Source organism: Agrobacterium sp. RC10-4-1 (assembly GCF_014138475.1).
Lineage (GTDB): Bacteria > Pseudomonadota > Alphaproteobacteria > Rhizobiales > Rhizobiaceae > Agrobacterium > Agrobacterium pusense.
In genome coordinates, this window is sequence record NZ_JACJIT010000011.1 from 21,721 (window position 1) to 43,435 (window position 21,715).

Below are 21,715 nucleotides of genomic sequence, written 5' to 3' on the forward strand. Positions count from 1 at the left end.
TGACTGCAAGCAGACGGCCCGCATGAGAGCTTATAAAATTCCCCACGCCCGAAACCTTCCCCTCCCCGTCATCTCCCTGAGCCCCAGCTCCAAAACAATCCGCCGCGCCGCCTGCGGCGTGACGTCGAGCGTCTTGGCCACCATCCCGGCCGACACCAGCGGTTTCGCCATCACCAGCTCGACGAGCTCCGGCAACTTTGACGACATCCGCCTACCCTCAAGCTTTCGCTCGAACAGCTTGCGCGCCAAAACCAGCCGGTCATGCTCTTTCATACCAATCTCGGCGGCCGCCAAAAAACCATGGGCGATGGCGAGCAATCTCGTCTCCCGGTCGCGATGCCGGCGTCGATCAACGAGGATGGTTTTCAGGCCGAGATTGATAGCGGCGAGATAGGCACCTGACGTGATGCCGGCCTGGCGCAGGATCGAGGCGGAAAACAGCCGGCCAAGCCACGGCGCGTGCTGCAGTACGGAAAGCTCGTTCCAGGCATCGAGGGTAACGATCGCCTGCAGCACCGCCGGCAGATGGTCGGCCTGGTGCAGAACGCCGCGCCATTCGTCGAGTCGGGCATCCTCATCCCAGTCGAGATCATAGACGAGAGGGTCTCGTTCGCTGGCGTCGGCGCGTCCTGGCCGCTTCGCTTGCTCGATTGCCGCTTCAGAACGGGCGAGCAGAGCATCGATGGCGGCGTAGTCGACGCCGGGGAGATCCTCCGGGGCATCACCATCATCCCCCTCCCCATCCGGATCTATAGTGGCCGCGGGCCGAACGACGCCGGCCGTCTCCGCCGCCGCAGCGCTGACCGGATTGATGTCCGACGTCTGTCGCAAAATTCTGATACCCTCTACGGACAAAGCCCAGTCCGGCGACTGCCCGGCGATGCGACGGCGGGTTCGTAAAACGTCGCGGGCGATGGTGAGCTCGTGGGTTGGGGTGCGGATGTCGCGGGTAGCGTCGTGCAGGACGAGGTCTTCGAGATGGACGAGCTCGCCGTCGATCCACAGCGAGGCGCAGGCGTCGGCGAAATTTTGCCGCTCGAGGAAGCCGGCGCCAACCGGCGAGCGGGCAACGCGCTCATCGAGACGGGTGAGAGCGACAGCGGTGTCGAAAGCCGGCCGCATTAAGGTACTCATGCTGATTTTCGCGAGATCGTAAGCCATTGAAATCATGGTAAATGATTTCTTTCAAGAACACTATCTTAATGTTAAGGTTCCTCACATGGTATGATTGGTAGGTGAGGCTATAACCATCGATAAGTACCCCTTATCGATGGTAGTTGATTTCGCGGCGCAAATCACCGAAAATCGTAGCAAATCCCGGTCCTGACGGCCGCCAGAACGCGCATTCTTTTGGAGCACCCCGTGCCAAAAACATCGCTGACCGCCGTCGAGCGCCGCGCCGAAGAACTCGACACCATCGCATCGGTGTTGCCGCTGGAACGCCGCGACGAACTCGCCGAACTGTTGACCGATGAGGACGTCGAGACGCTGCGTCACCTCGTCAACCAGGGCATGGGCGACAATACGCTGCGCGCACTGACATCCGATCTCACTTATCTAGAGGCCTGGGGGCTGGCTTCGACCGGACAATCGCTACCATGGCCGGCACCTGAAGCCCTATTGCTCAAATTCGTCGCCCATCATCTGTGGGATCCGGAAAAGCGCGCAGGCGACCCCAACCACGGCATGCCCGCCGATGTCGACGAGAATCTCAGGCGCCAGGGTTTTCTGAAATCCATCGGCCCGCATGCGCCTGATACGGTGCGCCGCAGGCTGGCTAGTTGGTCGACACTCACCAAATGGCGCGGTCTTGACGGCGCTTTCGCCTCCCCTGCCCTCAAACAGGCGATCCGGTTGGCAGTTCGTGCTGTTCCCCGAAAGCGCCGTCGAAAAAGCGCAAAAGCGGTCACAGGGGACATCCTGCAAATGCTGCTAGCCACGTGCGCAAGTGATAGCCTGCGCGACGTTCGCGATCGGGCGATACTGATGGTCGCCTTTGCCTCGGGTGGTCGCCGACGCAGCGAGATTGCCTCATTGCACGTCGAGCAACTGACTGTCGAGGCTCCGATCGAAGTGCCCGACAGCCCTCCCCTCCCCTCTCTCGCCATCCATCTCGGCCGGACGAAAACAACCACCGGCGAACAAGATGAGATCGTCTACCTGACGGGCCAGCCGGTGGAGGCGCTTAATGCCTGGATGGCAGTCGCAGGCATTGAAAAAGGCAGCGTGTTTCGGGGGATTGGCAGGTGGAATACAGTTTCGAAGCGGGCGCTCGACCCGCAGTCGATCAATGCCATTCTCAAGCAGCGCGCCAAAATGGCAGGGTTGGAGCCAGGGGAGTTTTCGGCGCACGGGTTGCGGTCAGGGTATCTGACGGAAGCCGCCAATCGCGGCATCCCCCTCCCCGAAGCAATGGAACAGTCGCGCCATCGATCGGTGCAGCAGGCTTCGAGCTATTATAACAATGCTACGCGGAGAAGCGGTCGGGCAACCAGACTCCTAACATAATTGATTTTCCTCCTTGCAATCACGGAACACAACTCCATGAACGCATGGCTGATTAAACGAGGAATTGAAGCCGAACTCCAACACATGGTCAACGAAAGCCCTGCGGGGCGCTGTTGGGACGTCGTCAGGTCGGTAAAGCGACATCGGCAGGCAATATTGGCGAAAGCCGGCCCTCGACTTATCTCGATCTGGAGTCGGAGGCGGATTGGGCCAAACTGGCGGAACTAGAACTCTATCTTGCAAGCCTTTGTAACAAGCTGGTCATCCGTGACGAAGTTCATCGCCTGCCAAACGCATTCCAAATTCTGCGGGGCTTGATCGATCGCAATCGCCCTGCCGGACGGCGAACTGGCGAGTTTCTGCTACTTGGCTACGCTTCGATCGACCTCAAACAATCCGGGGAAGCAATGGCTTGCCGCATTGCCTATCCTGGAATGCAACCCGTCGATGGGGTAGAAGTGCCGGACCACACGCTCGACAGGCTTTGGTCACGTCGAGATTTACCGTAACCGGTGTTCTGCCCCCACGTTGCCTGCACTCACCTGATCTGTGATCGACGTTCCATGGACGAGGGACAAGGAGTTTCTCCATGGAGACTACACCGGAGGTTCTCACGACGCGGCGCGGGCGACGTGAGGCTCATCGCCAATGGCCGGCCGCGGAACAGGACCCACTTGCGGGCGTGAAGACCTCCAACATCCTATTCGCAAGCGACGGAAACGGAAGAATTCAACAACACTGAAGCCCATTCTGCGGCCATCGCGCAGCTCGATCTTCTGGGTGGTGCTTTGACGCGCTTTACTAAATACGGGGATGCTTGTTGCCGATGCAACGAGCCCCGCCCCCTCTCCTCCTCCGCAAAAAGCGGCTTTGCTATATGGCCAGTTCCGACGCTTGCCTTGAAATTTAAATTAGCTCTGGTCTTGTCCGGGAATAGGTCCGAGTAGCAACGTTGAAAGCAACCATTCCTCCCCTGGCGGACCGTCCGCAACCTCCAGAGCCAGCACTCTAGTGTAAAGCGCAGTACCGAAGTCCCGCGCGGTCACGAACGAGTTCAACCCGGATGGTGGAAACCTTGTCAGCTGACAAGGTTTAGGCGTAAGTCGTGTCCGTGGTGCACCGTCAGAGAACCGAGCGACCGCGAATATTGCATTACTTCGGTGGCAAAAACCTTGCCAGCTGACAAGGTTTTGGTGTCCGACCTAAACCGGACTATCCTAACGCAGTGCGTCCGGGCCTACTTCAACAGGCTTGCCGTGAATGGGGTCGCTGGCGCGGTTTCCTAGATCCCACAGGCGTTGAGCAAAGAATCTCAGCAGTAGCGCCTCGGGCGCCGGCAGGGCAGGGAATGCCCGGTAATAGCGAGGGCGGTTGGTGTGATGGCTTTGATATCCAAAAGATCAGACCGGATCGGCGTGCAGATCGTCTGGAAGACGGACTTGTGAGGTGGCGTCGCTGGTTCTCCAACAAGATGTTTGCCTTCATGGAAGAAGCGACATTGGCCAATGGCAATATCATGTTGGAGAACCTGCGTGGCAGGGTAGGGGACCGGTTGCGCAAACGGATTGAAGCTGTTGGAGCGGCGGAAGCGCGGAATTTGATCCGGTCAACGCGGAAAGATGAATAGACGCCCGAAAGCCGGCGGTGTGTTGTCCTTTGCAAGGCTAGGAATTCCGCATCATATTTGATCTTCCGGACCCTGACACACTCTACGCAGCTTTACTGGCCCGAAATGAACGTTTCGATGGTCAAGTGTTCGTGTGTCGCTTCAACCGGCGTTTTTCGTCATCTAACCTTCCCTGCGCGAAAACCTAAGCGCGAAAACGCGTCAACGGCGGCTCCGCCAAGAATTGGAGACGCTGGCCGTTGGCGGGAAAGTTGTTTTGGCTCAACACGAGGCCAGCTTTGAATCTGCCAGCGCGTTTCGCGCCGCTTTAGCGCGTCTACTCGGCCAATCTCCATCGCAGTTGCAATCGGACAAGCAGCGACGGGCAACATGGATAACGACGCCGCTCGGCGACATGATCGCCGTGAGTAGTCAGAGCCATCTGCGTCTTTTTGGAATTCGTGGATCGAAAAGGTCTGCCTGCAGAGCTCAAAAAGCTCCAGCAGGTGTCCAACGAGGGTATCCGTATCGGTAGCATGCCCCTCTTGGAGCAGGCCACGGCAGAACTCACTGAGTATCTTGCGGCGCGTTGCGACAGGTTTTCAACACTACTTGCGATGTCCGCCAACCCCTTCACTCAACACGTGTGGGACGTATTGCGCGAAATACCAGCTCTCGAGCCCGAACCTATTCCGAAATTGCACGTCAGATCGGTCGCCCCACCGCAATTCGGGCGGTGGCACGTGCCACTGGTGCCAATCAAATAGCTCTCATGATTCCATGTCACAGGGTCATCGGAGCAGACGGATCTTTGACGGGATATGACGGAGGCCTCTGGCGCAAGCGGCGGCTGATCGAATCGAACGACAACATAAAACAGTAATTAAGGAATACCCTGCATGACATCCCAAATCTACAAAGCCCAGTATTTTCGAAGCTTACATAAACCGTCGAACCCGCTGTTTCTCTACAATGTCTGGGATGCCGGAAGTGCCCTTGCGGTGGCGCGCGCTGGTTCAAAAGCTGTTGCGACCAGCAGCTGGTCCGTTGCTGCTGCCCAAGGTTACGCAGATGGCCAACAGCTTCCCTTTGAGGAGATGCTTGCAGTTGTCACGAGAATCGCAAAATCGGTGAAGCTACCGGTCACCGTCAATTTTGAGGGTAGGTATGCTGCCGATCCTGAAATTGTCGGGCAGAACGTCCGAAGGTTACTAGAACTACGCATTGTCGGCTTCAATTTTGAGGACCAGATCGTGGATGGCCCCGGCCTCTATGGTGTTGAGGATCAGGCTGCTCGGTTACTCGCGGCTCGCCGTTCAGCCGATTCTACCGGTGTTCCAGCATTCATCAATGCCCGGACAGGCGTCTTCCTAAAAGCCGATCAGGGCACCGCACACGCTGATTTAGTCGAGGAGGCGCTTGTCCGCGAGAAGCATATGCAACGGCCGGCGCTGACGGCTTTCTCGTTCCTGGATTGACAGATGATGCGTTGAACCGCCGAGTCTGTGACGCGGCAACAATGCCTGTTAATTTGATGACAACTAGCAGCCAGGACGTCCATAGGTTGACCGAGTTGGCCGTGGCCGGCATCACTTTAGGACCGGCACCATATATCGCTCTCATCTCTGCCGTTGAAGAAGAAGCGAACGCTCTTCTGTACCTTGGAAGAATGTTCCGGAAATTAGCTTACCCCTTGGCCCTTTAGTGCTCAGCAGCCACTTCGTCGATCTGCACCTCATGGACCTGTCGTCGGTGGAGAAGCGTGGCGTAGTCGATAGGGCATTTTGTGGCGAACTGATTGGCAGATGCCGCTTGCCATGATTGTCGCACGCGTTCTTCAGGTGTTTTGTAAAGAACGGAGGCGAATTGGTCAGTTACAGGCGCGCTACATGATTCAAACGCAGCCTCACCAGAGGCGAGAAGCGACGCCAGATGGGCGGGAGACCAGTTAGTTGCGCAGATGTACACTGGTGACCGTGCGCGGCCGCAAAGGCTGGGATTAGGGGCGTAGCGGGGACGCAGATTTGCAACCCATCGGACTGCGCTGGAATTTGTTGAACGTGGCGATACCTTCGGCCAAGAAAGGCCGGTTCTACCTTCGCCCGCGACTGAGGTGCGGGAACCGCTTCAGGGAAGGACCAACTGCCGTCAAGAATTTCTGCTGCGGCCCACGAGCCTTGCCGCGCAATTCCAACTAGCGGTAATCGGGATACAATTAGCGGTCTTGCCCGAGCAGTCGCCAAACTTCACGTGAACCGGTCCGTCACCCTCCTTATTGGCGGTCAGATTGTTGGGGGTATATAGGTTGGTGTCGTTTTTCTCGACATAGCCTGCGGCATTGTAGGCACTGATGATTTTCGCGCGCGATCTTCGGAGTGCTTTGTGCAGATAACGAATGCGCGAGAAATTGAACAGTTGCAAGCGTGTTTTATGACCTAATGCAGGCCCGCGACCCTCGAGATCCGAGGTCGGACGGCGGTCTGGTTAAAACCAGCGTGAAATGCGTTTCGGTGGCCGTCTACGGCGAAATTGCTTGGCGTATGGCGTCCGGGGGAGGGTACGTGTTGGTCTCCACGCGGGACGGCCGTGCATGATGGACGAAAACACAGGCCGCCAAATCAGAAACACCGGATAGCCATCAAAATGGCAGATGCCATCTTGATGGCTATTTCGTTCTAAGTTAAATTTGATCCAGAGGAAGGAGCACTTAATGGTAACCCCGCAACTATCTGTCCGCAGTTCCAAAGCGCGCGACCTTGCCCATAAGCTCGCCCGCCGAGAAAATCGCACGATTGCCGAAATCGTCGAGCGCGCGCTCGAATCCTATGAGGCTCGAGAGGCGGGACGTGAACCCGCTGCGAAATTCTATAGCCGTCTTTCATCCCAGTCGGGTACGGATATGGATTTCGACAGTATCATCAATGAAAACAGACGCGCGCACAAAGGCGTAGAGCTTTGATTTTTCTGGACACGAATGTGATGTCTGAGACTTTTAAGAAAGCTCCCGATTCTGCGGTCATAGCATGGCTGGTTCGCCACGATGCCGAATTGGCATTGCCGACGGTTGCAGTTGCTGAGATCGCATTTGGTATTCAAAAGATCAGGCCGGATCAGCGAGCAGATCGCTTGGAAGAAGGACTTGTGAGCTGGCGTCGCCGGTTCTCGGACAAGATGTTCGCCTTCACGGAAGAAGCAGCATTGGCCTATGGCGATATCATGGGAGACGCTGCGCGGCAGGGGAGGAGGATGTCGGCTCCGGACGGCATGATCGCGGCGATAGCGCGGATCAATGGTGGCCGGTTGGCGACCAGAAACCTCAAAGATTTCGAAACAACAGGACTTGAATTGATCTCGCCTTGGCAATTCTAACAGTGATAGCGGATCCTACAACAATCGGGCCGCACGCCCGCTTCGCTTTGTCGCGTTGTTGCAGTAGCTGGACGCCTGTTGCACTGATCGATGGCGCGACTGTATCCATCGCCTCAGGCAGCGGAATGCCGCGATCGGCGGCCTCCGTCAAATATCCTGACCGCAAACCGTGCGCAGAAAACTCCCCGGGATCCAACCCCGCCATTTCCGCCCGATGTTTAAGGATCGCGTCGATCGACTGCGGATCGAGCGCCCGGCGCGAGACCGTTCCCCACCTTCCGATGCCCCGAAACACGCTTCCCATATCGATCCTGGCGGCCGTCAGCCCGGCATTCAATGCCTCGACAGGCCGGCCTGTGAGATAGACGACTTCGTCGTCCTCTCCGGTCGTCGTTTTGGTCCGCCCAAGATGAATTGCCAAAGAGGGTAGGGGAGGGCTGTCAGGCACCTCGATCGGTGTTTCCTCGGTCAGTTGCTCCATGCGGAGGCCTGCGATCTCGCTGCACAGGCGACCATCAAAATCGCTCTGTCCCCGATGTCACGCAAGCTGTCACTTGCGCACATGGCGAGCAGCATTTGCAGGATGTCCCCCGTGACCGCTTTTGCGCTTTATCGACGACGCTTTCGTGGAACGGCGCGGACCGCGAGCCGGATCACCTGTTTGAGGGAAGGGGAGGAGAAGGGTCCGGATAAGCCGCGCCATTGGGTCATGGTCGACCAACCCGCAAGCTGGCGCCGCAGAGTATCGGGGGCGTGCGGGCCGATGGATTTCAGGAAACCCTGGCGTCTGAGGTTTGCCTCAACGTCATCAGGCATGCCGTGGTCGGGGTCGCTGGCACGCTTCTCCGGATCCCACAAATGGTGGGCGACGAATTTCAGCAGCAGCGCCTCGGGTGCCGGCCAGGGGAGTGATTTTTTGGTCGCCGCCAATCCCCAGGCTTCGATATACGCCAGATCGGAGGTCAGCGCCCGCAGCGTGTTGTCGCCCATGCCCTGGTTGACCAGATGTTTTAGCGTTTCGACATCCTGGTCAGTCAGAAGTTCGGCGAGTTCGTCCCTGCGCTCGATTGGCAGCACCGATGCGATCGTGTCGAGCTCGACAGCGCGCCGCTCGCTGTTAGACAGGGAAGCTTGGTTGCGCGGTTTCGACATCAATCGATCTCGACGTCCGGCCGCCAGCGGCGAATGATTTGAATGATCTCCGGTTTGTAAGCCTCGGGGTAAACAAGATCCTCTTCGCGCGAGAAAAGTGAAGACTGTCACCATGTCTTCGCAGACGTCGCGATCGACGTCGGCAAGGTCTGTGAGATTAAAGTCGCCATGCACGTCTGCGTTCCACCAGGCAAGAATGAAGTTGGCGACCCTCCAGCTCTGGCCGGTATCGCCATGGGGACGTTGAGCAACTTTTCCAGCGCGAAGCGGACGCGATCTTCCATGTTTTGAAGCCTTTGCAGAGCGTGATTTGGCCCAGGTTAAGTGTGTCGGCTGTCCTAATCGAGCGGATTCTAACTCGCTGATTCAAAAGAACAAGGCGTTCTCCCAATTCGCCGGATTGACCCTAATTGGGCGGACTCAGGAGCAGCACGAGCCCGTCTGTTGTGTTGGGCCAGAGCACGCCGAGGCCTTCCGATTTTCTTCGGCGAGCCATCGATCGTGCGGCTTACAGCTCGCTGGCCGCGGTACCAGGTCTACATGTACCGCACCGCTGTGCAGGGCGGGGGCCGCCGCACAGTAAAGCTGCATCGGCCGGACGCCGTCACTGACTTCGAAGGTCAACTTGGCCGATCCATCGAGCCGCAGATGCTCCGATACCTTGCGGAAGATGGCGGCGAACTTGCCGGCCGGCATATGCGAGCGGTCGTCTTCGTGGATGTCCCACAGCTGTACGAAGATTTCAGACCATTCTTCGTGCTCGGCGCCACAGTCGAGTGCTGCGAACTGTCCCGCCTTCACCTCGGTCACGTGATAGCCACCTTTCACCGGGCGGCCGTCGTAGGAGAAGATCAACGGCAGATCCCGGACGCCGTCGAGGGTGTCGAGCAGGTGGCCAAGGCTGATATCCGTTTCGAGAAAGGGCTTGTCGAGTGCGTTCATTTCGGCTACTCCTGTTTCAATAATTCAAGGATTGTAGAAATATGGAAGAACGTCAAGCCCTAATGTCATTTGCGGCACTGTCGCAGGAAACAAGGCTGCATATTGTCCGCATGCTGGTGGTAGCCGGTCCGGACGGAATGGCTGCCGGTGCTATTGCCGAAAAGGCAGAGGTCTCGCCCTCCAACGTGTCTTTTCATCTGAAGGAGCTGGAACGCGCCGGGCTGATCAACCAGCAGCGGGAATCCCGTTCGATTATCTACACCGCCAATTACGATGGGCTGGGCGCGCTGGTTCGCTTCCTGATGGAAGACTGCTGCGCCGGGCACCCGGAGATATGCGCACCGGCCACCGAGGTCGCCGCCTGCTGCGCGCCAACCGCAAAGGAGAACCTACAATGACCGCTGATCGCGTTTATAACGTCCTGTTTCTCTGCACCGGCAATTCGGCCCGTTCGATCCTCGCCGAGTCCATCTTGAATGGGGAAGGCAAGGGCCGATTCCGCGCTTTCTCCGCTGGCAGCCAGCCCAAGGGCGAGGTCCATCCGCTTGCTTTGGATACGCTGCGAAGCCTCGGATACGAGGCAACGGGGTTCAGCTCAAAAAGCTGGGATGTCTTCGCGGAGCCTGGCGCGCCGCAAATGGATTTCATCTTCACGGTCTGCGACAATGCCGCTGGCGAAGCCTGTCCGGTCTGGATCGGCCACCCGATGACTGCCCACTGGGGCGTTGAAGATCCGGCAGCCGTCGAAGGTTCTGTGGTTGAGAAGGGCCAGGCCTTCTCCCAAGCCGCCCGCTACCTCAAGAACCGGATCACCGCGTTTGTGAATCTGCCCCTCGCGTCGATCGACAAGCTGGCGCTGGAAACTCAGCTCCGCACGATCGGCACGATGGAAGGCAGCACCAGCCGTAAGGGCGACGTCGCGTGAGCGACGTTTTGGATCAGCAGCCGGCCAGCGGGCGCGATCAGGACCTCCAGGCAGCACTGCAGGCGGCGGGACTTCCGATCGACGATCTGGAGCAAAGCGGGCGCACCTTCTTTCGCTTTGCGGACCGGGCCCAGATTATCGGCTTCGCTGGGCTGGAGCCCTATGGAGACTACGCGCTGTTGCGCTCTGTGGTCGCCCTGCCCGACCAACGCAGACGCGGTTATGGCGAAGCCATTTCACGCCAGATGCTTGACCAGGCAGCGCGCGATGGTGCCCCCACCCTTTACCTGCTGACAGAAACGGCCACTGCATTCTTTGATTATTTTGGGCTTCGTGAAGGTCGATCGCACAAGCGCGCCGGCCGCAATCTTGCAAACAGGCCAGGCGGCAAGCCTTTTCCCGGCCTCCGCCGGCCTGTTTGCCAAGACTATCCAAGGGTAAAATCATGTCCACGTTTGAACGCTATCTGACGGTGTGGGTCATCGCCTGCATCGTCGTCGGGGTGACCCTCGGCCACCTTACGCCCGGGGCCTTCCAGACGATCGGCGCGGCCGAAGTCGCGAAGGTCAACCTGCCAGTGGCAGTGCTGATCTGGCTGATGATCATCCCAATGCTGCTCAAGATCGATTTCGCGTCCCTCGGGCAGGTCGGCCGCCACTGGCGAGGGATCGGCGTTACCCTGTTCATCAACTGGGCATTAAAACCGTTTTCGATGGCGCTGCTTGGCTGGCTGTTTATCGGCTATCTGTTCCGGCCTTACCTGCCGGCAGGCCAGATCGATTCCTATATCGCTGGCCTGATCATCCTTGCGGCCGCGCCCTGCACCGCCATGGTGTTCGTCTGGTCGAACCTGACCAAAGGCGAGCCGCATTTCACGCTGAGCCAGGTCGCGTTAAACGATGTGATCATGGTGTTGGCCTTCGCACCGATCGTCGGGCTGCTACTCGGCCTTTCGGCCATTACGGTCCCGTGGAATACTCTTATCCTGTCGGTCGTGCTCTATATCGTCCTGCCGGTAATCTCGGCGCAAATCCTGCGTCGGCTGACCGACGTAAACCGTCTCGCTGCCAGGTTGCAGCCGGTATCCCTGGTCGCTCTACTGGCGACCCTGATATTATTGTTCGGCTTTCAAGGCGAGCAGATCTTCGCGCAGCCGGGCGTGATCGCCCTGTTGGCCGTGCCGATCCTCATCCAGGTCTATTTCAACTCCGGCCTGGCCTACCTTCTCAACCGCGCGAGTGGGGAGCAGCACTGCGTTGCAGGCCCTTCCGCTCTCATTGGCGCATCCAACTTCTTTGAACTGGCGGTGGCAGCGGCCATCAGCCTGTTCGGTTTCGATTCCGGAGCAGCCCTGGCGACCGTCGTAGGCGTGCTGATCGAAGTGCCGGTCATGCTGTCAGTGGTCTGGATCGTCAACCGCAGCAAGGGCTGGTACGAGCGCGGCGCCGCCGTCCGCTCCTCCACTTCCACCATCGAAAGGGCCTGACGACCATGGACGTCACAATATATCACAACCCCGCCTGCGGAACGTCGCGCAACACCCTTGAGATGATCCGCAACGCCGGCATTGAGCCCACGGTGATCGAATACCTGAAAACCCCGCCGACGCGCGCACAGCTTGTGCAGATGATCGCTGATGCCGGCCTGACGGTGCGCGGCGCCATCCGTAAAAAGGGCACGCCCTATGCGGAGTTGAACCTCGACAATCCGGAGCTGAGCGACGATCAGCTGCTCAACGCGATGCTTAAAAACCCGATTCTAATCAACCGGCCTCTGGTCGTGACGCCGCTTGGCACGCGCTTGGCACGACCATCCGAAGTGGTGCTGGACATTCTGCCCGACACCCACAAGGGCGCCTTCACCAAAGAAGATGGTGAGCAGGTCCTCGATGCGGAGGGCAAACGCATTGTCTGATCTTCCTGCCGCATCCCTCTCGCATCTTTGTCAGCCAGATTTGGGCGCCCTGCGTCCTCCATTCTCATCGCACAAGCCGCGCATTCTGATCCTCTATGGTTCCCTGCGCGCCGTATCTTATAGCCGGCTCCTGGCGAATGAGGCGGCGCGCCTGCTCGAACATTTTGGCTGCGAGGTTCGGATCTTCAATCCAGCGGGCCTGCCGCTTCCCGATGCGGCGCCGGTGAGCCATCCACAGGTGCAGGAGCTGCGTGAGCTTTCTGCCTGGTCGGAAGGCCAAGTCTGGATTAGTCCGGAACGCCACGGCGCCATGACCGGTATCATGAAGGCGCAGATCGACTGGCTCCCGCTTTCGGTTGGTTCGGTGCGGCCGACGCAGGGCAAGACCCTGGCCGTTATGCAGGTTTCCGGTGGTTCGCAGTCGTTCAATGCGGTCAACCAGCTACGGGTCCTCGGTCGCTGGATGCGGATGATCACCATCCCGAACCAGTCGTCGGTGGCCAAGGCTTTCCAAGAGTTCGACACCGACGGCCGCATGAAGCCGTCTTCCTATTATGATCGCGTCGTCGACGTCTGCGAGGAACTGGTGAAGTTCACGATCCTGACCCGTGACGTCTCTGCCTACCTCACCGATCGCTACAGCGAGCGAAAAGAAGAAGCCGAAAAGCTGGAGCAGCGCGTGAGCCTGAAATCCATATGAGCGAGCGCGCTCCCGTCGCCGCTATTGTCGCGCTCGGTGTCACGCAGAACATCGGTTACGGCACCCTCTATTACAGCTTCAGCATCCTAGCACCCGACATGGCCGCGGATTTTGCCTGGTCGACCGAATGGATCTTCGGAGCGCTATCGGTTGCGCTCCTGATCGGCGGCCTGACGGCGCCTTGGCTCGGCGGCTTGTTCGACCGCATTGGGGCCGGACGGATCATGACCATAGGGTCGGCGATCGCCGCCGTCGCCCTTGCAGCCTGCGCTTTTGCAACAAGCAAGTCGGCCTACGTCGTTGCCCTTATCGCAATCCAGGTGGCAGCCAACCTGGTGCAGTACGGCGCCGCGTTCGCGCTCCTGGTCCAGATCAGACCGCATGTGGCCTCGCGCAGTATTACCTACCTGACGCTGCTCGCCGGCTTCGCCTCCACGATGTTCTGGCCAATCACGACGGCTCTCCATGCGCACATCTCCTGGCAAAATATTTATCTGCTTTATGCCGGTCTGAACCTGTTCATATGTCTGCCGATCCACGCCTGGCTTTCGCACGGCGTTACCGCGCGCCGGTCGACGACCAAAGCTCCGCCGCAGCGGGTTGAAGGAATACTGCCACCAGAACAACGCCGCGCTGGCTTCGCACTGATGGTCACGGCGTTTTCGCTGCTGTCGCTCTCCAGCGCGGCTGTATTGGTGCATATGGTGCCGTTGCTCTCCGGTCTCGGACTCGGCACCACGGCCGCCCTGGTCGGTACGCTCTTCGGCCCATCCCAGGTTGCCAGCCGCCTCATCAACATGGTGTTCGGCAAGAACTTGCCGGCGCTTTCTCTGGCGATTGTCGCGGCCGTCCTGATTCCCGGCGGCACTCTGATCCTGTTGGCGCTCGCCCCGTCGGTACCCGGCGCCATGGTGTTTGCGGTGATTTTCGGCATGGGCAACGGCCTGCTGAGCATCGTCGCCGGCACTCTACCTCTGTACCTGTTCGGCAGTGATGGCTATGGCAAGCTGCAGGGAAAGACCATGGCGTCCAAGCTGGTGCTGTCGGCCTTGGCGCCGTTCGTGATGGCGTCCGCGATGGCGAATTTCAGCATCCCCGTCTCTCTAATAGTCGTAGCCATACTTGGCGGCGCAGCGATCGTCATGTTCGGACTGATCTTCCCGTTGCAGCGGGCCACCCGGACCGTTCTCACCTCCGGATAGCGCGAGGCGTTGGCGGCAAGGGTTTCGCCATCGTAGTCGCGCCACTTGCCGCCGTGGTCTCTCGGGTTCTCCCGAAGCGACTGACTGAATTTTCTCAAGTCACGCCTGATTGAAAGAGGAGAAACATATATGGAATCAAACAGGATCTACTTCGAAGGTAATCCCTGGCCAGAGGGACATCCAATCAAAGAGCTTTATGGTCAGCAAAAGAGATCGACGGAGAAGTGTGGTTCGACATTCATCTCGAGACGGCAAATTACAATTCAGAGCGTGATATAAAGGATAGTTCGAACTACGCCAGCGACTGGGACGCACCTTACTCTTGGGAAAACTATCAATCCTGCGTATTGTCGTCGGATGACTGGCACAATGGGCGGATTAGAATCTGCTCCAAGGATGAATATACGCCGGAGTTTCTCGACGGCCTCGAACTGCTTATTGACCCCAGCCCGGAAACGATAACAGACCGGAATGATTTCGCGTTTCAGATATACCTGCTCGGCCATGATACGGTTGCCAAGCACAAAATCAAATTCGACCGGATCGGCAATTCCAATCGTTTCAAGATCACGTGGTTTGGCAAGATCGCACGAACATACGTTGGAGACCACGATTTCAAGCACAATTTTTCGGTCATGGTGACATCGGCTGAATTTTCCTCGGCTACCCGAAACACTATGATTTCAGCCAGCAAAACGAATTTTGGTGTTCTTGCTTTGCTCATCGGCAGTCTTGGATCAACTTCGGCAGAATCCGGAAGGCCCATGCCTGGCGGGGATGTCGATCGAACTCAAACGATTCGCTTGTTGGAGGCCACGCCCGCTCCGTGCGCCGAGGCCTCATTCGGTCTAATTTCAGTGGCGCTATCGCACGCGGATCTTGAGACTCTCGCCAACTCGTCTCCGCGTCAGCCGCGGAGCGAAGCTGACCGGCTCGGAAAAATTCGGGGTAAGCGCGCAGAAGAGCTGCTTGAAGCGCTCAAACCGAAGGCTCGTTTAAGCGATTGTGTAGGAAGAGCCGATGGAAATGCCGGGGTCGACTGGACGTACCTGGTGCTCGAGCTGATCGAGAACGGGATAGCGGCAGTATTCACCGACAACGGAAAACCAGTTCGCACCGTACAAATTCGCTATTTGGGAATGCGTTGCGGTGACCATTGCGGCCGCGGTGACATATTCGTATCCACCCCCGATGCCCCGCGCCCATTTCTGATATTGAACTGGTGGGCTTCATGAGCCTGTTATCAATCCTCATGCTGACCTGCGTTGAACGGCTCGTTCTTTCGACGCGCTACCCCCCTCGGGAGCGACATTGACGATTCTGTCGGGTGAAGGTGCAGTTCATTGGCGCAGCAAGCGCGGCGAGCGCAGGTCGTACCGGATGAGCATGGCGCTGGGGAACACTCGGCCCGAGAAGCGGGATATCTCGTTCAAGTTAGGTGCGAATGAAATCCTGTCGCCAGCGATACCTGCACGGTCGCTGGAAGCGAGGAAACTGTCGGTAAATCATAAGCGCTGTGTCGCCCGCACTTTGTCCATCATGCTCTGTCTTCTCGAAGGCTTGCACCAGAGGAGACGACAAGTTCGCGCCAATGGGAAGATTTTGGTTTACGCAAAACTTCCCGATCTCCGACGTCGCAACAGGGGGCCAAACAAGTGTCTGGCACGGTCGGCCTAGATCGAGGCTCTTGCCGCCCAGCGCCTAGAAAACGAGAACAGCTACGGGTCACCAAGCAGCGCCCGGCCGCCTGCCGACGTGACATTGCCAGGCTGAGTCCCCGCAGGGATAGGCGACGAGGGTCGGGGCTGGGAGCAGATTTCGGTCATGTTGAAACCAATGACGGTACGACATCCGAGCACGCCTTGTATCGACGAACTGAAATTCATGGGTGTCCGCGATCGCGCCACCGTGGTTAGCATCGATGCATTCTAGTCCGCGACAGAACTTGGCACTATGTGCTGGTCCCCCAACTACGATCCTGCGCGTCAATTCTCACCTACGATTCTGGCTCAGTACAGCCACCAGTGTCTCCTCGACCGAGGGTATTCGCACAGTAACCTGCGCTCCGCCTAGAATTCACGGTCCGTTTGGCTTCAGCTTGCCTGGAGGAACAATTTTTGTTCCCCCCGCACTTATGTTGCCTCAACATTACCCAGTGGCTTTGACGTTGTGGCCCCCGGCACGCAGCAGAGCCATTAGGACCGGACCAAGTGAAAATTCGCCTCGCTTAGCCTTGCTTGTCAAATCTCTGAGATATCCGCCCGGTGAATTAATGTGACCACCGCGCTCCAAAATGCAGGCAATCGTCACCGCCGCGTTCTCTGGGCCCATTGCCTCGCAGGCTTCCTGATATGCAGACGGGCTGACCCCAAGCATGGATCTGACGACCACTGCGGCTGTCATGAGTTCACGCCAGTTCCGAATTTGACCATCGGGCCCATAGTTTGAAATTTCGGGGCAGGCCCGCAGCACAAGTCCGATTGGGAAAGCCTTGATCGGCACATGCTGGGGCTGCCCGTCCTCACTCGGCTTCGCTCCCTGCTCGTTTCGAGAGCTAGGTTCAAGTTCATTAGGAGGGTTGGTATTTGAATTCTGTATGTGACGCTCAATATGAGCATCATTGGCGTTCATTTTTGACGAAAAATCTTCAGAATTCAGGAGTTTGACGATATCCTCACGTAGACGGCTCATCCTGAGACCGAGGTCCTTGAGTTCAGCCAAGGTGGGATTGCGCGGAATTTCTCCCACGATCGCGATATAGCGCTCCTCTATTTCGTCCCAATTGCCTGCTGCCCCTTCCTCAACAGCCGCAGTGATCAGCTTGCGGATATCCCGCCGCCAGATCGTCAGATTTTCCTTCGCCTGTCTAAAGGCGATCCGATCGGCAGCAACCTGCTGGGCGAGGCACGCAAGCTCCTCAGCTCTCATAAGAAGAGGTGATATGTCGAATCCGTACGCATGCTCGATCGAGCCATCGTCGCCTTTTCTCGCGTAGCGTTTCCCGTTGGCGCTATCCTTGCGGATAATCAAGCCGGCATCAACGAGGGCCGCAAGATGCCGACGCAGGGTCGCGCCTGCAATGCCATGGGCACGAATTGACAGCTGAATGTTCGAGGGAAAGACGACGAGCTGCGCGTCTTGGCGCAGTTCGTTCTCCGGATAGAAGCTCAAAAGCGCATCGAGAACCGCGAGGCTTCTATCCTGCAGACCAAGCACCTCCCGAGCTTCAGATGCATCGCGAAAAACCTTCCACTTGTTTGCCGATTTACCTTCCTCAATCCTGCTCGTGGCAATTTGCCGCCTCACAAGCGCAAGGGTAACCTGTCGCCGCCCAAAGGGCGTCGATACTTGTCCACCTTCCATGTCCTCGCCTCTCAAAAGGCAAAAGAAATACGCTCACCAAAACGGTGCCAAAGACTCTTGACTAGGATTCATGGAAATGCGATTCTCAAGCTCTCACACAACGAGAAGGGCTTCCATGACGGCAACGTTTCGGGGGCCTTTTTCTTTTGCGCGCTTTCCTTCCGTAATTAGTGTCGAAATCCACTTGCGGCTTCGATCAGTTCCTGGACTTCTCACGACTGAAGCGCTCAGCCAGCGTCGGCAATTCCGATTCAATAAAGCTCAGGAATTCCTTCGCGGACGCTGTGTGCGCTGAAATACGAACCTCGTTCGCGGTACGAACAAGCCTGCCCAGTTGCTCGCCTGCGGGTCCAGCAATCACCTCGCCAGTGTCCTTCTGGGGGGCCTCAGGTTTGAGAGCATTGAATGCTGCGAGAAACTTCTGGTCCGATCCCAGGCGCTTTTCGGCGCTGCCGGATAAAACATTCCTCAATGCATCGTGGAGATCCGGCCTTTCGGAATAATTCTTTGCAAAGTCGGCCCACCTCGGGCGACCGACCTTGCCCGCCCGCCCGATTGCTTCGATGATTTCGGTCGGGACGACACGGTAGACGGACCGCATGCGAGCGAGTTCGGGGTCATCGATAGACAGCGCAGCCTTGATATCCCGAGGCTTTACACCAGCATCATCCATGCGGCGGGCGAAGAGGGCGCGCTCGATCCAGGTCAGATCCTGGCGATCAGCATTTTCAATACCCTGTGCGATAGCAAGTTCGATGTCGGAAATCTCGACCTCGATCGCCTTGACCGGAATTCCAAGGTCTCTGGCTGCCTGGAGCCGGCGGTGGCCGTAGATCACCTGATAGCGGTCAGGAGACGAAGGTGATTTTCGGACCTGTATGGGAACCTTCTGACCTTCGGACCGTATCGAGTTCCTGAAAGCCTCGAAATCGGCCGCATCATCGTCAGGAAGACGATCAGGAAAGGGCGAGGGGTCGATACTTAAGGGATCGAGTTCGCGGATCGTGCCTCCGCCGGCTTCGACCAGAGCCTTCAGGCGGTCGCGTTCAGATTTGATGTCGTCGATCGCCCGATGCGCCGCACCGATCACGCCTGCGCCCACTCGCGCAGTTGGCACGGGCTGGGGAGCGGGGGTCGGGTTCTCGGTCGAGAGCCGGTTTTCCAACTCGGCAGAAAGCAAACCGAAGTTTGCCACAATCGATTTGCGCGACTTGCTCGTCATGTACGCCCCCAACTTGTGTTGATGAGTTTCACGATCGCTTCGTTCACGGCGTCAACCGCCTCGCGAGCACGTTTATGCGTGTCACGACCGATTTGGCCCATTTCGAGTTCATAGATGGAGCGCTTCGCAAGCCCCGCTGCTTCCACAGCCGTGCTCTCGATCAAGGTCGGCAGGAGGACATCCGTGCCAAACAGATGACGCATCATCGCGACTACCTGCGACTGCGGCGCGTCGTTCGGATCGTGGCGGGTAACCAGATAGCGAATGAAATCCTGATCGAGTTGTGCGCCGCTTTCGTTCAGCACGCTGATCAGGTCTCCCATCATCAACAGGAACTGGCTCATCGAAGCCACGTCAAGCATTGCCGGATGGACGGTGATGATCATGCTGGTGGCGGCGTAGATCGCGCTGAGGGTGAGGAACCCAAGGGAAGGAGGGGTATCGAGAATCACGACGTCGTAGTCCTGATCCACCTCGGCCAATGCCAGTTTCAAGCGCTCGAAGAAAATTGCCCCTGAGCCGGATTTCTGCGCCAGAACCCTGGGCGTCTCGTGCTCATATTCCATGACCTCGAGGTTGCCCGGTATCAGGTCGATGCCGTCGAAATATGTTTTGCGAATGATGTCGCGGATCGGCCGACGCTCTGCATCGTCATAGCGCAACGCCGCATAGATCGTCTCATTGGCGCCTACGTCAAATTCAGGCTGGGCGCCGAAGAGAGCGGAGAGTGACGCCTGCGGATCGAGGTCCAGTGCAAGGACACGATAGCCCTGCAAGGCGAGATAGTGCGCAAGGTGGACGCAGGTCGTGGTCTTGGCACTGCCGCCCTTGAAGTTGGCGATTGCCACCACCTGAAGGTGTTCACCCTCGCGGCGCCGGGGCAAGAATCTCAATGCATCTGCAGGCTTCTGGCTTGCGAAAAGCTCCCGCAATTCGTTGATCTGGGCCAGGGTGTAGACGCGATGATTGTTTTCCAGCCGCCCGGGAATCGGACCACGCCCCTCACTCGAGAGAAGTTTCAGGGTGGAATCAGGAATGGACGTCAGTTTGGATACTTCGTTGGTCAGGAAGGGGCGCAGGCTTTTTTCTGACTTAGGCGGATACATGCGTGTTCGCAGTTCCTGCAATTGCTGCGACAAAAGGCTTGCGTGACGTGCTATCTTGCCGCCCGCATCTTCCTTCTGCACAATCGCCGCTTCGATCTTATTCGCTATCGCCATATCGTCCCCTTGGCGGGCAAAGTTCGGTTTGCCGACTAAATCCCGCCAAAGATACAACATGATTCTCGCGCTACGTCCAGAGATAAGGGTTGACCGACCCTCAAGGGGATCATCTGCCGTTGAGGCCGTGACGCTGAAACGGCTACAACCTGTCGCGTAAATTGCTGGTCGCCGCGGCCTGTCTAAAAACGCGTTGCGGTCATCTATCCAAACTTATGTTTTCACTATTGCCTGCATTGCCTCGGCCGCCCAATACATGAGAGCAAGATTCCAGGCCGTGACAGACTATTGCACGATCTGGCCGAAATGGCGCTTCCTGACGAGAGCCCGCGAAACCGGCGCAGCGACCGCCGAAGATACGTCTCGTCCGCGAACGCCCTTGGCGACGCTACTACTTATCAAAAACGGCAGCATCAAAAACGACAGCTTTCGCACGGCTCTCGGCCCTGATGCCGGGGTGCCGGGACGAATGCACTCCATGTCTTCGTGTCGCCGCCGTCTGTGTTGTTGACGGCAAGTCGGCGCGCGAAGTCAGCCGTTGCAAGACCGATCACCATCATCGTGGGTTCCCTGGCATTCGTCGGTCAGCTTCTGTCGGGGATTGTCTCGCGGACGGGTTAGTGGCGCGTTTAGTTTTTTAAAATTCGTGCACTGGACGCAACCGGGCCCGCGGCGGATCGTTTTCTGAAATGGACGACGAACAAGAGCATCAGCCCAACAACCCGGTTTTGGAAACGGTGTCGTTTCCGTTCGACCGCATGACCGTCGCACGGTTCCGAGAGACTTTTCCCAAGGCGCGATGGAGTGACCGCCTACAGGCGTGGACGGTTCCCGGCAGCACCGCGCGGCGCCGAATTGACCGGTGGCTGGCGTCGGAAGCCGACCGCAAGGCTCCCTTCGAAGAGGAGAGGGGACGCGACCTCTTCGAGTTTGAGCCTATACTGAGCCCATACCTGGAGGTCCACAACGGCGGTTTGCGCGTCCGAACGCCCTATTCCCGTGAGGTCGTTGACGAACTACGACAGATTCCCTTCGCCCGCTGGAACAGTGAAGCCAAAGCTTGGGAAGTGCCCTTTGCATTCTATGAGGAACTACAGCAGCGATGGGATGCTATTGAAGATGCTGCAAAACGGGCAGAACCAGAGGAAAGACGCAAGAGAGCCCAAGCCAGAAGAGGCACGGAGGAAGAAGCCAGGACAAAGCGGCGCGCGGCGGAACGCAGGAAGAAAAGGCTTCCCGTTGCAAGTGACGAAATGCCGCCCCTAGGACGACCGGTGGCTACCCCTGCCTATTGCGTAGTTGTCGCCACCGAAGTGACCGGAGAACTTGTCGATCCGGCAGAGGTCGCAGAGCACCATCCTGGCGTCAGCGATGAACATGTGTGGGTACTGTGGCGATTGCCCACACTGGAAGAGCTGATTCACACCTGGCCGGCACAACACGAGCCGATCCAGTTTGATAGGAACCGCGGTTGGTGGCAGCCGACACTGGACGAATTGCGGGCTGCGAGACGGCAGGCGAAAATGCGCGAACGACGCAGGCGCAAGGACGGCCACGCCCACGACGGGGCGCGGGCGGGGCAGATTTAATGT

19 protein-coding genes and 4 pseudogenes are annotated in these 21,715 nt (G+C 58.0%); 16 read left to right on the forward strand and 7 right to left on the reverse strand.

All coding sequences use genetic code 11. The features are described from left to right. Window positions 1–30: 30 nt before the first annotated feature. Window positions 31–1,170: an RHE_PE00001 family protein gene (locus FHW77_RS24540; protein ID WP_182590886.1), complete on the reverse strand. Its 1,140-nt coding sequence runs from the start codon at window positions 1,168–1,170 to the stop codon at window positions 31–33. A 192-nt stretch (window positions 1,171–1,362) separates the two neighbouring features. On the opposite strand from FHW77_RS24540, the gene FHW77_RS24545 reads away from it, so the two are divergent. The 7 genes and pseudogenes from FHW77_RS24545 to FHW77_RS24575 all read left to right on the forward strand — a co-directional run bounded on the left by FHW77_RS24545 (window position 1,363) and on the right by FHW77_RS24575 (window position 7,483). Continuing rightward, window positions 1,363–2,508, forward strand: a complete 1,146-nt coding sequence (locus FHW77_RS24545) for a tyrosine-type recombinase/integrase (protein WP_034499261.1) — start codon at window positions 1,363–1,365, stop codon at window positions 2,506–2,508. A gap of 113 nt (window positions 2,509–2,621) precedes the next feature. Continuing rightward, entirely contained in the window at window positions 2,622–3,017 is a 396-nt protein-coding gene (locus FHW77_RS24550) for an AAA family ATPase (protein WP_244465128.1), read from the forward strand. An 839-nt stretch (window positions 3,018–3,856) separates the two neighbouring features. Next, entirely contained in the window at window positions 3,857–4,135 is a 279-nt protein-coding gene (locus FHW77_RS27075) for a hypothetical protein (protein WP_022557071.1), read from the forward strand. Between the two features lie 50 nt (window positions 4,136–4,185). After that, window positions 4,186–4,997: pseudogene (locus tag FHW77_RS26865) on the forward strand (bifunctional transcriptional activator/DNA repair enzyme AdaA). A 16-nt stretch (window positions 4,998–5,013) separates the two neighbouring features. Next, a pseudogene (locus tag FHW77_RS24565) lies at window positions 5,014–5,819 on the forward strand (isocitrate lyase/PEP mutase family protein). A gap of 1,005 nt (window positions 5,820–6,824) precedes the next feature. After that, window positions 6,825–7,073, forward strand: a complete 249-nt coding sequence (locus tag FHW77_RS24570) for a type II toxin-antitoxin system VapB family antitoxin (protein ID WP_022557064.1) — start codon at window positions 6,825–6,827, stop codon at window positions 7,071–7,073. Next, complete coding sequence (locus tag FHW77_RS24575; protein WP_045534923.1) at window positions 7,070–7,483, forward strand: type II toxin-antitoxin system VapC family toxin; 414 nt, start codon at window positions 7,070–7,072, stop codon at window positions 7,481–7,483. The genes FHW77_RS24570 and FHW77_RS24575 overlap by 4 nt, the downstream gene beginning before the upstream one ends. Window positions 7,484–7,498: 15 nt before the next feature. On the opposite strand, the pseudogene FHW77_RS24580 reads toward FHW77_RS24575, so the two are convergent. The 3 genes and pseudogenes from FHW77_RS24580 to FHW77_RS24590 form a co-directional block, all read right to left on the reverse strand. Continuing rightward, window positions 7,499–8,635 (reverse strand): annotated as a pseudogene (locus tag FHW77_RS24580) (site-specific integrase). Window positions 8,636–8,773: 138 nt separating this feature from the next. After that, a pseudogene (locus tag FHW77_RS27080) lies at window positions 8,774–9,001 on the reverse strand (DUF7673 family protein); the annotation flags it as partial. A 54-nt stretch (window positions 9,002–9,055) separates the two neighbouring features. Beyond that, window positions 9,056–9,577, reverse strand: a complete 522-nt coding sequence (locus FHW77_RS24590) for a DUF6428 family protein (protein ID WP_022557060.1) — start codon at window positions 9,575–9,577, stop codon at window positions 9,056–9,058. A 41-nt stretch (window positions 9,578–9,618) separates the two neighbouring features. On the opposite strand from FHW77_RS24590, the gene FHW77_RS24595 reads away from it, so the two are divergent. The 8 genes from FHW77_RS24595 to FHW77_RS24630 all read left to right on the forward strand — a co-directional run bounded on the left by FHW77_RS24595 (window position 9,619) and on the right by FHW77_RS24630 (window position 15,553). Beyond that, on the forward strand, window positions 9,619–9,975 hold the full coding sequence (locus tag FHW77_RS24595; RefSeq protein ID WP_022557058.1) for an ArsR/SmtB family transcription factor: 357 nt from the start codon (window positions 9,619–9,621) through the stop codon (window positions 9,973–9,975). After that, window positions 9,972–10,502 carry an arsenate reductase ArsC gene (locus FHW77_RS24600; protein ID WP_142187331.1) on the forward strand — a complete coding sequence of 177 codons (531 nt, stop codon included), beginning with the start codon at window positions 9,972–9,974 and terminating at the stop codon, window positions 10,500–10,502. Before FHW77_RS24595 ends, FHW77_RS24600 begins: the two co-directional genes overlap by 4 nt. Continuing rightward, window positions 10,499–10,972 carry a GNAT family N-acetyltransferase gene (locus FHW77_RS24605; RefSeq protein WP_234905377.1) on the forward strand — a complete coding sequence of 158 codons (474 nt, stop codon included), beginning with the start codon at window positions 10,499–10,501 and terminating at the stop codon, window positions 10,970–10,972. The genes FHW77_RS24600 and FHW77_RS24605 overlap by 4 nt, the downstream gene beginning before the upstream one ends. Then, entirely contained in the window at window positions 10,948–11,988 is a 1,041-nt protein-coding gene (gene arsB, locus FHW77_RS24610) for an ACR3 family arsenite efflux transporter (protein WP_022557055.1), read from the forward strand. The genes FHW77_RS24605 and arsB overlap by 25 nt, the downstream gene beginning before the upstream one ends. Before the next feature lie 5 nt (window positions 11,989–11,993). Continuing rightward, a complete protein-coding gene (gene arsC / locus FHW77_RS24615; protein WP_172873212.1) occupies window positions 11,994–12,416 on the forward strand; it encodes an arsenate reductase (glutaredoxin) in 423 nt (140 codons plus the stop codon). Next, window positions 12,391–13,116 carry an arsenical resistance protein ArsH gene (gene arsH, locus FHW77_RS24620; protein ID WP_022557053.1) on the forward strand — a complete coding sequence of 242 codons (726 nt, stop codon included), beginning with the start codon at window positions 12,391–12,393 and terminating at the stop codon, window positions 13,114–13,116. Before arsC ends, arsH begins: the two co-directional genes overlap by 26 nt. Further along, entirely contained in the window at window positions 13,113–14,318 is a 1,206-nt protein-coding gene (gene arsK, locus FHW77_RS24625; protein WP_034499249.1) for an arsenite efflux MFS transporter ArsK, read from the forward strand. Before arsH ends, arsK begins: the two co-directional genes overlap by 4 nt. A 224-nt stretch (window positions 14,319–14,542) precedes the next feature. After that, window positions 14,543–15,553 (forward strand): hypothetical protein, encoded by a 1,011-nt coding sequence (locus tag FHW77_RS24630; protein ID WP_182590887.1) that lies wholly within the window; start codon window positions 14,543–14,545, stop codon window positions 15,551–15,553. Window positions 15,554–16,466: 913 nt separating this feature from the next. Here FHW77_RS24630 and repC read toward each other — a convergent pair. The 3 genes from repC to repA all read right to left on the reverse strand — a co-directional run bounded on the left by repC (window position 16,467) and on the right by repA (window position 20,183). Continuing rightward, entirely contained in the window at window positions 16,467–17,681 is a 1,215-nt protein-coding gene (repC, locus tag FHW77_RS24635; RefSeq protein WP_107341558.1) for a plasmid replication protein RepC, read from the reverse strand. A gap of 196 nt (window positions 17,682–17,877) precedes the next feature. After that, a complete protein-coding gene (gene repB, locus FHW77_RS24640; RefSeq protein WP_107341559.1) occupies window positions 17,878–18,903 on the reverse strand; it encodes a plasmid partitioning protein RepB in 1,026 nt (341 codons plus the stop codon). Further along, window positions 18,900–20,183 (reverse strand): plasmid partitioning protein RepA, encoded by a 1,284-nt coding sequence (gene repA, locus FHW77_RS24645; RefSeq protein ID WP_042936411.1) that lies wholly within the window; start codon window positions 20,181–20,183, stop codon window positions 18,900–18,902. The genes repB and repA overlap by 4 nt, the downstream gene beginning before the upstream one ends. A gap of 629 nt (window positions 20,184–20,812) precedes the next feature. Here repA and FHW77_RS24650 point away from each other — a divergent pair. Then, entirely contained in the window at window positions 20,813–21,712 is a 900-nt protein-coding gene (locus FHW77_RS24650; protein WP_034499235.1) for a hypothetical protein, read from the forward strand. Window positions 21,713–21,715 lie beyond the last annotated feature (3 nt).